The organism is Skermanella sp., assembly GCF_059503625.1.
The window spans coordinates 1-9,659 of the sequence record NZ_JCACHA010000780.1 but is presented as its reverse complement, the minus strand read 5'-3'; the positions used below and the strand labels follow the sequence as shown (position 1 = coordinate 9,659).

General features: G+C 65.6%; 9 protein-coding genes. 4 read left to right on the top strand and 5 right to left on the bottom strand.

Annotated features, from left to right (window positions below; translation table 11 throughout):
• Positions 1–947, bottom strand: a 947-nt coding sequence (locus AC5JJ6_RS27355; protein ID WP_496045098.1) for a molybdopterin-dependent oxidoreductase, incomplete at its 3' end; no start/stop codon positions are given.
• Positions 948–1,077: 130 nt separating this feature from the next.
• On the opposite strand from AC5JJ6_RS27355, the gene AC5JJ6_RS27350 reads away from it, so the two are divergent.
• On the top strand, positions 1,078–2,391 hold the full coding sequence (locus tag AC5JJ6_RS27350; protein ID WP_496045097.1) for a hemolysin family protein: 1,314 nt from the start codon (positions 1,078–1,080) through the stop codon (positions 2,389–2,391).
• A 4-nt stretch (positions 2,392–2,395) separates the two neighbouring features.
• On the opposite strand, the gene AC5JJ6_RS27345 is transcribed toward AC5JJ6_RS27350, so the two are convergent.
• Positions 2,396–3,754: a dihydrolipoyl dehydrogenase family protein gene (locus AC5JJ6_RS27345; protein WP_496045096.1), complete on the bottom strand. Its 1,359-nt coding sequence runs from the start codon at positions 3,752–3,754 to the stop codon at positions 2,396–2,398.
• Between the two features lie 114 nt (positions 3,755–3,868).
• Positions 3,869–4,246, bottom strand: coding sequence for a transglutaminase-like domain-containing protein (locus tag AC5JJ6_RS27340; RefSeq protein WP_496045099.1), 378 nt, complete (start codon positions 4,244–4,246; stop codon positions 3,869–3,871).
• Positions 4,247–4,305: 59 nt separating this feature from the next.
• Between AC5JJ6_RS27340 and AC5JJ6_RS27335 the strand changes: the two genes are divergently transcribed.
• Positions 4,306–4,806, top strand: coding sequence for a YciE/YciF ferroxidase family protein (locus AC5JJ6_RS27335; RefSeq protein ID WP_496045095.1), 501 nt, complete (start codon positions 4,306–4,308; stop codon positions 4,804–4,806).
• A gap of 63 nt (positions 4,807–4,869) precedes the next feature.
• On the opposite strand, the gene AC5JJ6_RS27330 is transcribed toward AC5JJ6_RS27335, so the two are convergent.
• Positions 4,870–6,438 (bottom strand): cisplatin damage response ATP-dependent DNA ligase, encoded by a 1,569-nt coding sequence (locus tag AC5JJ6_RS27330; protein WP_496045094.1) that lies wholly within the window; start codon positions 6,436–6,438, stop codon positions 4,870–4,872.
• Positions 6,435–7,559, bottom strand: a complete 1,125-nt coding sequence (locus AC5JJ6_RS27325; RefSeq protein ID WP_496045093.1) for a ligase-associated DNA damage response exonuclease — start codon at positions 7,557–7,559, stop codon at positions 6,435–6,437. Before AC5JJ6_RS27325 ends, AC5JJ6_RS27330 begins: the two co-directional genes overlap by 4 nt.
• Positions 7,560–7,685: 126 nt before the next feature.
• On the opposite strand from AC5JJ6_RS27325, the gene AC5JJ6_RS27320 reads away from it, so the two are divergent.
• Positions 7,686–8,621: a carbohydrate kinase family protein gene (locus AC5JJ6_RS27320; RefSeq protein WP_496045092.1), complete on the top strand. Its 936-nt coding sequence runs from the start codon at positions 7,686–7,688 to the stop codon at positions 8,619–8,621.
• A gap of 10 nt (positions 8,622–8,631) precedes the next feature.
• Positions 8,632–9,600 carry a pseudouridine-5'-phosphate glycosidase gene (locus AC5JJ6_RS27315; RefSeq protein ID WP_496045091.1) on the top strand — a complete coding sequence of 323 codons (969 nt, stop codon included), beginning with the start codon at positions 8,632–8,634 and terminating at the stop codon, positions 9,598–9,600.
• Positions 9,601–9,659 lie beyond the last annotated feature (59 nt).

The window sequence follows — 9,659 nt, the reverse complement described above, 5'->3', positions numbered from 1 at the left end:
AGGCAGCTCACGGAGTGCATCTGCGCCGCCCCATTCCGGGAGCGCGAGAAGCCGTAGCCGAGCCTCAGGAAGCTGCGCTTCGTGGCACCGTACAAACGGGCGAATTCGACGATCCGCTGCTCGTCGATGCCTGTGATCGCGGCGGCCCAAGCGGGAGTGCGGGACCTCAGGTGCTCTTCAAGCTCCTCCGGCGCATCGGCGAATCGCGCCATGTAGCCGCGGTCGGCATAGCCTTCGGCGAACAGTACGTGCATGACGGCGCAGGCCAGCGCGCCGTCGGTACCCGGCCGGGGCGCCAGATGCAGGTCGGCCCGTTCCGCCGTACCCGTCCGGTAGGGATCGACCACGACCAGCTTGGCGCCGCGCTCCTTGCGGGCCTTGGAAATCCAGGTCATCACGTTGACTTGGGTCGCTACCGGGTTGCCGCCCCATACGACGATCAGGTCCGACTTCGCCATTTCGCGCGGGTCGGCGCCGCGCTTGACGCCGTTCCCGGCCAGCCAGCCGGCATCGGCAAGCGCGATGCAGATGGTGTTCGCCTGACCGGAATAGCCCATGACGTGACGCAGGCGCTCGATTCCGTCGCGCTGCACATGGCCCATGGTGCCGGCATAGTAGTAGGGCCAGACCGCTTCCGGTCCGTATTCCCGCGTCGCTTCGGCGAACCGTTCGGCGACGATGTCCAGCGCCGCTTCGAACGAGATTTCCCGCCACTGGCCCGAACCCTTGGGACCGACTCGCTGGAGCGGTTTCAACAGACGATCCGGATGGTGGACCCGATCGGCATAGCGGGACACCTTCGCGCAGATGACGCCGTCGGTATAGCTGTTGGCCGCGGCTCCGCGCACCTTGCCGATGCGGTCCGGCGCCAGCTTTTCGACCTCCAGCGCGCAGGTGCTGGGACAGTCGTGGGGGCAGACGGACGGGACGAAGATCGAATCGGGCACCGGGCGAACTTTCAGAAGGACGGTCAAGCAACCAAACTTAGCCACAGGACGGTCTCCCGGCAATCCGCCTTACCGTACCGCCCTCCGCTTGTGATACCGTCCCTTACCGAAATTTCAAACCGAGGAGTCGATGCTCGCCTGGGAACTGATCGTGGTCGTTCTGCTGATTCTGCTGAACGGCTTTTTCGCCATGTCGGAACTGGCGGTCGTTTCTGCCCGGCGGGCAAGACTTCAACAGATGGCGGACGAGGGACACCGCGGCGCCAGGGCCGCCGTCCGGCTCGTGGAAGACCCGAGCAAGTTCCTGTCCACCGTCCAGGTCGGCATCACGCTGATCGGCATCCTGGCCGGCGCCTATGGCGGCGCCACCTTCGCCGGCTACCTCGCGGTCGAGCTTCGCGAGATCCCCGCGGTCGAACCCTATGCCGACGGCGTCGCCATCGCGGTCGTGGTCATGACCATCACCTATCTGTCCCTGATCGTCGGCGAACTGGTGCCCAAAAGGATCGCCCTGGTCAATGCCGAGCGAATCGCAGCGTTCGTCGCGCGGCCCATGGGCGTCGTCGCCACCATGGGCGCACCGCTGGTCTGGCTGCTCGGCGTCTCCACCAACCTCGTCCTGCGCCTACTGCGGCTGGACAAGGTCCGCCAGGCGGAAGTGACGGAGGAAGAGGTCAAGTCGATGATCGCGGAGGGTGCACGGACCGGCGTCTTCGACCCGGCGGAGCGGGAGATGCTGGAAGGCGTGCTGCGGCTGGCCGACCGGAGCGTGCGCACGATCATGACGCCCCGGCCCGACGTCGTCTGGCTGGACATCGGCGACAAGCCGGAAGACATCCGGCGCGAGATCGCCGCGAGCGGCCGCTCGCGCTTCCCGGTCGGCCGGGGCGACCTGGACGAGATCGTCGGCATCGTCCACAGCAAGGACCTGCTGGACCTGCTGCTGAGCGGCAAGACGCTGGACCTACAGGTCTGCCTGCACAAGCCGCTGATCATCCACGACGGGACGCCGGTGCTTCGGGTGCTGGAGCTGTTCAAGCAGGCAGGCCTTCATATGGCCATCGTGGTCGACGAATATGGCAGCATCGAGGGCATCGCGACGGTCACCGATATCCTGGAAACGATCGCCGGCGACTTCCCGGACGAGGGGGAGGAAGACGCGGGCGCCGTCCGCCGCGACGACGGCTCCTGGCTGGTCGACGGCATGCTGCCGGTCGACGAGGTCGAGCACCGGCTCGGCCTGCGCGGCCTGCTCGGCGACCGCGACTTCCACACGCTTGCAGGCTTCATCCTGGCCGAGCTGGGCCATGTGCCGCGTGCCGGCGAGCATTTCGTCTGGCAGGGCAGCCGGTTCGAAGTGATGGATATGGACGGGCGCCGGGTGGACAAGGTCCTGATCACCCTGCCCGCTCCGGTCGGCGACGACGAAGACTACGACGGCTGAGGCATCAAACCATCGCGGACACGTCGGAGCCGCCGGTCGGATAGGCAAACGACGTTTCCGCCAGCGACTTGGCGGGAATGCCGTGGCGGATCGCCAGTGCGAACAGGTTGATGACCTCGTCGGCATGGGGACCGACCAGATGCGCGCCGAGGATACGTCCGCTGTCTTCCTCGATCAGGACCTTGTGGCCCGAACAGGTCTCGTTGAGCCGCCGGGCTGAAAACCAGTCGTCGGTCACCGCGTGGTTGACGCGGAAGCGCAGGCCCTGGGCCAGGGCTTCCTCCTCCAGCAGGCCTACCCGCGCCAGCGGAGGTACTGAGAAGACGACGCTCGGCATGCCGGCGTAGTCGGTCCGCCGCACCGCCTCGCCCGCCAGGATGTTGGCGGCGATCACCTCGGCGTCGTGGCTGGCCTTTGGCGTCAGCGGCATGCCGGAGGCTGCCGCGTCTCCGGCGGCGAACACACGCGGATTGCTGACGCTGCGGAGATGGCCATCGACCTCGACACCGCTTTTGCCGGCACGTACGCCGGCCTTTTCCAGGTCTAGCCCCTGGATGTTGGGCATGCGGCCGGCGGCATGGACGACGAGGTCGGCATCGAAGTGGAGGTGCCTTCCCTCCTGATCCGCATGGACCCGAAAGCCGGATCCCGTTCGCTCCACCGCCGTCGCGGCGGTACCGGGGCGGATATCGACCGGCAGGTCGTGGGTCCGCTCGACCAGGAGATCGACCAGGTCGGGATCGAAGCCCCCAAGCAGACGCTCACCGCGCTGAAGCACGGTGACTTCGGACGAGGCGCGGAATGCCAGATGCGCGAACTCCATCGCGATATAGCCGCCGCCTACCAGGACGATACGGCGCGGCAGGTCGTCGAGGTTCAGGAAGTCTTCGCTGGAGGCGACCAGATCGGCCCCATGAATGGGCAGGGGGACCGGCTTCGATCCGGCGGCTATCACGAAATTGTCGGCTTCCAGCACCTCGCCGCCGACCTCCAAGGCATCGGCGCCGACGAACCGGGCGGTCCCGTGGACCGTAACGATACCGGCTTCGGCAAAAGCCGTCTCCTTCGCTTCGGGGACCGGATCGGTGAACCGGCGCTTGAAGGCCATCAGCCTGCGCCAGTCCGGAACCGGCAGATCGGAGAAGACGCCGATATCCGGTTCCGCCAGCCGCTCCATCGCGGCCAGCGGCTCCGCCGCGGCGCGGAGGACCTTCTTCGGGTCGCATCCGCGAAGCTGGCAGGTACCGCCGAAAGGGCGTTCGTCGACGATGGCAACCTTGCGTCCCGCTGCCCGGCATCGACGTGCGATGGCGGATCCGGCGACACCGGTTCCCACCACGATGATATCAAAACGTCGATTCATTCCGGTCCTCTCCCCTAGGGCCGCCCTCATGCCGCAAGCATGCCGGTCCGGCAATGCCACGTCCTGGGACAACACCTGTTGCGGCATCTTGTCATCATGCCGTGACAGGGGAAATCAGGCGACCTGTTCGGTCCAGACCTCGAAACTCTTCAGGATATGCAGCCCGAAGGTCGTAATCATGGCGACATCGGCGGCGTCGCGTCCTTTCGCAATCGGGATGCGTCCGACGCACGGTTGATTGTGGCGGGCATCGAACAGGTGCCAGCGTCCATCGAGATACGCTTCGAACCAGGCGTTGAAATCCATTGGCGACGGGTTCGGTTCGATCCCGATGTCGCCCAGGTAGCCGTTGACGTAGCGCGCCGCGATGTTCATCGCGCGGCATAGGGCGATCGACAGATGCGCGATTACACGACTGGAGTCCAGCCGTTCCGACGCCGCAACAAAAACATAACGGAACTCCTCTGAACGGTGCCTGTTGGAGGGGAGCAATCGCAACGAGACAACCCGTGCGACAATGAAACTAACTATTTTCGCCAACGGAGCATATGATGGCTGTCAAGAACATGCAGGACCTCCTGATCGAAGAACTTCGCGACATCTATCACGCCGAAAAGCAACTGACGCGGGCGCTTCCGAAGATGGCGCGAGCCGCTTCCAACGAGCAGCTCAAGCAGGCTTTCACCCAGCATCTCGAAGAGACGCAGGGCCAGATCGAGCGCTTGGAACAGGTCTTCGAGAAGCTCGACACGCGTACCCGCGGCAAGCATTGCCATGCCATGGAAGGCCTGATCGAAGAGGCCAAGGAAATCATGGAAATGGGCCTTTCGCCCGAGCTTCAGGACGTGGCGCTGATCGCGGCGGCTCAGAAGGTCGAGCATTACGAGATCGCCGGCTACGGCACTCTGCATGCACTGGCCCAGGCTTCCGGTCTCGATGAAGTCGCTCAGCTTCTCGAACAGACGCTGAACGAAGAAAAGAAGACCGACGAGCTTCTGAACAAGCTCGCCATCAGCGACGTCAACAAGAAGGCCATGAAGGCCGCTGCATAACCGGCCTTCACGTCCAATGCCCCCGCCTTCGGGCGGGGGTTTTCATCTAACCGACGCCCAGCCTCACTCCACGATCAGCTTTTCAAGCGTCTCCAGCTTGTCCGCCTCGTGCGGTGGCTTGTCCCAGCGGATGCGCGCCACGCGAGGAAAGCGCATCGCCACCCCGCTCTTATGGCGGGTGGAGCGGTGGACGCTGTCGAAGGCCACTTCCAGCACCAGCCCCTGCTCGACCTCCCGCACGGGACCGTAGCGCTTGGTCGTGTGGTTGCGCACCCACTTGTCGAGCCGTACCAGCTCCTCGTCGGTGAAGCCGGAATAGGCCTTGCCGACCGGCACCAGCTCATCCCCCTTCCAGGCCCCGAACGTGTAGTCGGAGTAGAACGACGAGCGTTTGCCGTGCCCGCGCTGCGCGTACATCATCACGGTATCCATCGTCAGCGGCCCGCGCTTCCACTTGAACCAAGGCCCTTTGGGCCGCCCGGCGACATAAGTGCTGTCGAACCGCTTCAGCATCAGGCCTTCGATGGAGTTCTCACGGGCGCCGTTGCGCAGTTCCGCCAGCTCCCCCCAAGTCGTGAACGGCAGCATCGGCGACAGGTCCATCCGCTGCGGCTTCGTCCTGTCGTACCAGTCCTCCAGCCGCTTCCGCCTGATCTCGAATCCCAATTGGCGCAAGTCTTCCGGTCCCTCGAACAGGATGTCGTAGAGCCGGACGTAAGCTGGGTAGTCCAGCAGCATCTTGGCGGTGACCGCCTTGCGGTTCAGCCTTTGCTGAAGATCGTTGAACGGCGCCACCACGCCGTCGCGAGTGACCAGCAACTCGCCGTCCAGGACGGCGTCGAAGTCCATCGCTTCCAGTATGTCGGGGAAAGCCGGGCCGATATCGTCTCCGGTGCGCGAGTAGATCCGGCACTCGCCACCCTTCGCCACAAGCTGGACGCGGATGCCGTCCCACTTCCATTCCGCGCGGTAGATCGAAGCGTCGAGCGCCGCGATGTCGTCGTCTTCCAGCGGAGAGGCCAGCATCAGCGGGCGGAAGCCCGCCCCCTCGCCGACGGCGGGCCGCTCCGCCCGGCCCTCCAGCCAGTCGAACAGCGGCCGGTAGGGGGGAGTCAGTCCGTGCCAGACTTCCTCGATCTCATCGACCGGGCACTTTCCCCACTCCGCCAAAGCCGTCTTGGCCAGCCGTGCCGACACGCCGATGCGGAGCGATCCCGTGATCAGCTTGATCAGGGCATAGCGCCCCTGGGCGTCCAGCGCGTCGAGCCAGCGCTCGACCACCCTCGGCACATCGGCCCGGCGCGTTTCGGCCAGGGTTTCGACCACTTCGCTCAGATGCGGTTCGCGGTTCGCCCCCGGACGCGGCGGCCAGATCAGCGAGATCGTCTCGGCCGTGTCGCCGACGAAGTCGTACGACCAGCCGTAGAGAACAGGATCGACCCTGGTCATGACGAGATTGCGGAGAGCGGCCGGCTTGGCGTCGGTGAAGCTCAATCCGCCGGTGAGGGCCGCCAGGGCGAAGCCCCGCTCCGGGTCCGGAGTGTGGCTGAAGTAATCGCCCATCAGCCGGATCTTGCCGTTGCGGGACGGCGTGAAGATCAGCGCGTCGATCAGTTCGGCAAAACGCTTCACAGCAGTTCCCCCGGCGTCGGCGATCCGCCCCGAACGGGCGCTTCTGGCGGTTCGGGCTGTTCCCCCTGCCCTTCCTCGTCGAACCCGACCATCGCCAGCGCCCGCGCACGGATTCCCCGGCTGGTGGCGTGGTGGACCAGCGCTTCTTCCCGCCCGTGGGTGACCCAAATTTCCGGAGCGCCGACATCGTCGATCGTCTGGCAAAGCTCGTCCCAATCGGCATGGTCGGAGATCACCAGCGGCAGTTCGACTCCGCGCTGCTTGGCCCGCTGGCGCACCGTCATCCAGCCGGACGCCATGCAGACGACCGGATCCGGCAGCCGGCGCGCCCAGCGGTCGGCCACCGCCGAGGGCGGCGCCATGACGATCTGCCCGACGAAGGCATCCTTCTTCAGCCCCGTGGCGGGCCGCAGATCTCCCAGTTCCACGCCGAGCTCCTGGTAGAGGTTGGACAGCGGAATCAGTGCGCCGTGGAGAAAGATCGGCTTGTCGTAACCGGCCTTGCGCAGCAGCGCTATCACTCGCTGGCACTTGCCGAGCGCATAGGCACCGACGACATGGCTGCGCTCCGGGAAGAGTTCGACCGAATGGAGCAGCCGCGCGATCTCGCCCTCGTCCGGCGGATGGCGGAACACCGGCAGGCCGAACGTCGCCTCGGTGATGAACACGTCGCACGGCACCGGCTCGAACGGTGCGCAGGTCGGATCGGCACGCCGCTTGTAGTCGCCGGAAGCGACGATGCGGCAGCCACGGTATTCCAGCACGGCCTGGGCACTGCCGAGCACATGGCCGGCCGGGACGAAAGTGACGTCGACTTCCCCTATCCGCAGACGCTCGCCATAGGGCAGCGCTTGCAGCGATGCACCCGCCGCATCGCCGTAGCGGGCACGCATGATCGCCAGCGTATCCGGCGTAGCCAGCACCCTTTCGTTGTTGGGACGGGCATGGTCGGCATGGCCGTGCGTGATGACGGCGCGCGCCGCCGGGCGAACCGGATCGACGAAGAAATCTCCGGGCTCGACGTACAGCCCCTGCGGGAGCACCTTGATCCAGGACTCCGGGAGGGGGATGGAAGCGGATGCCACATTGGCCGAGGGCGCGGCAGGGGTCGTGCTTGTCATGTGTGTCATATGGGTGATGTCGACCAAAAAAGCCAAACCTTGAACTCTGCCGCCCCTTGCGGGGCCACCCGTTTAAAGTGCATCCTGCCCTTAGGAAGCATCTGGTGCCGGAGAGAGGCTAATCCCATGGAACGAATGGTCGCCTGCATCGGAGCCGCTCACATCGATCGAAAGGCGACAGCCGCCGGACCGATCGTTCCCGGCAGTTCCAACCCGGTTACCATGCGGGTCGGCGCAGGCGGCGTGGCGCGCAACGTAGCCGAGAATCTGGCACGTCTCGGACTGCCGGTGACGATGGTGAGCAGGGTCGGCCACGATCGGGAGGGCGACGCGGTTCTCGACAGCCTGGGCGAAGCCGGGATCGGCTTCGATCTCGTCACCCGCTCGGTCGGTGCGCCGACCGCGACCTATACGGCGCTGCTTGACAAGTCGGGCGACCTGGCGATCGGTCTTGCCGATATGGGCATCTACGACGAGCTGACCGTAGACGTTCTGGAACCGCTGCTCCCCCGATTGGAGAATATCCCGGTCTGGTTCATCGACTGCAACCTTCCCGCTGAGTCTCTCCGCTTCCTGCTGCGCCGCAAGCCGAAGGACTGCAAGATCTACGTCGACTGCGTGTCGGTCGCCAAGTCCTCCCGGCTCCAGGGCATCCTGGGCGGCATCGACACGCTGTTCGCCAATGCCGACGAGGCGAGCTATCTGTCCCACATTCCGATCCGGGCACCACTGGACGTCTGCGAAGCCGGCTACCGCCTGATGTGCAACGGCGTCGGCAGCGTCGTGATCACGCGTGGCCAGGAAGGCGCCTTCGTGGCATCGCCTTTCGACTACGACTTCTTCCTGCCGCCGCCGGTCGATGTCAGCGAAGTGACGGGGGCGGGAGACGCCCTGATCGCCGGCGTGATCTTCGGCCGGATCGGCGGCCATGACATGGCGGAGGCCATGAGCCTCGGTCTCGCCTGCGCCGCCTGGGCGGTCGAGACGGAGGCAACGGTCAATCCCTCGCTCAGTGCCGACAGGGTCATCGAACGCGCGGGACTTTTGCTGAAAACCGGGTAAACTCCCCGGCATGCACGATTATCTTGCCATACATCCCGAGGTCGCCGAGGCGCTCCAGGCCAGGAAGGCCGTGGTCGCCCTCGAGTCGACCATCATTTCCCATGGGATGCCCTATCCCCGCAATGTCGAGACCGCGCGCCTTGTCGAACAGACCTTGCGCGACGGCGGCGCGATACCCGCGACCATAGCGGTATTGGATGGGCGCATCCGCATCGGTCTGACCGACGATGACCTGGAGCATCTCGCCACCAGCAAGTCCGTGATCAAAGTCAGCCGCCGCGACCTTCCCGTAGCGCTGGCGACCCGCGCCGACGGCGCCACGACGGTCGCCGCGACGATGATCTGCGCGGCGCTGGCCGAAGTCCCGGTCTTTGCCACCGGCGGCATCGGCGGCGTCCATCGCGGAGCCGAGAGCACGCTGGATATCTCGGCCGACCTGGATGAACTCGCCGTCACCAACGTCGCCGTGGTCTGCGCCGGGGCGAAGGCCATCCTCGACCTGCCGAAGACCGTCGAGTATCTGGAAACGCGCGGCGTGCCGGTGCTGGGCTACGGCACCGACGAATTGCCGGCCTTCTACACGCGGAACAGCGGCATCAAGCTGGCGTCGCGCTGCGACGACCCGTTGACGGCGGCGCGAATTCTGCGCGCCAAGTGGCAGTTGGGGCTGAAGGGCGGCGTCGTGATCGCCAATCCGATCCCGCAGTCCGCCGCACTGGACCAGGAAATGGTCGACGGCGCCATTGCCCAGGCTTTGGCCGACGCCGACGCACAGGGCGTCTCCGGCAAGGAAGTGACGCCTTTCCTGCTGTCGCGGCTGGAAGAACTGACCGGCGGCGCCAGCCTGGAAGCGAACATCGCCCTGGTCCGCAACAACGCGTCCGTGGCGGCGTCGATCGCCCATGCCTACGCGGAACTGAACACCGAAACCGCACTGCCGCCCAAACCGCACCTGACCCGGACGCGGCCCTGGTATTGAAGCACCGTAGGTCGTGCTAAAGCGAAGCGGCAGCCGACATAGACGCGCCTGCTTGTCGG

Bases quoted from the DNA above. Each gene is read 5' to 3' on its own strand.
- AC5JJ6_RS27320 (WP_496045092.1), top strand. From the start codon at position 7,686: ATGGAACGAATGGTCGCCTGCATCGGAGCCGCTCACATCGATCGAAAG.
- AC5JJ6_RS27315 (WP_496045091.1), top strand. From the start codon at position 8,632: ATGCACGATTATCTTGCCATACATCCCGAGGTCGCCGAGGCGCTCCAG.
- AC5JJ6_RS27345 (WP_496045096.1), bottom strand. From the start codon at position 3,754: ATGAATCGACGTTTTGATATCATCGTGGTGGGAACCGGTGTCGCCGGA.
- AC5JJ6_RS27350 (WP_496045097.1), top strand. From the start codon at position 1,078: ATGCTCGCCTGGGAACTGATCGTGGTCGTTCTGCTGATTCTGCTGAAC.
- AC5JJ6_RS27335 (WP_496045095.1), top strand. From the start codon at position 4,306: ATGGCTGTCAAGAACATGCAGGACCTCCTGATCGAAGAACTTCGCGAC.
- AC5JJ6_RS27325 (WP_496045093.1), bottom strand. From the start codon at position 7,559: ATGACAAGCACGACCCCTGCCGCGCCCTCGGCCAATGTGGCATCCGCT.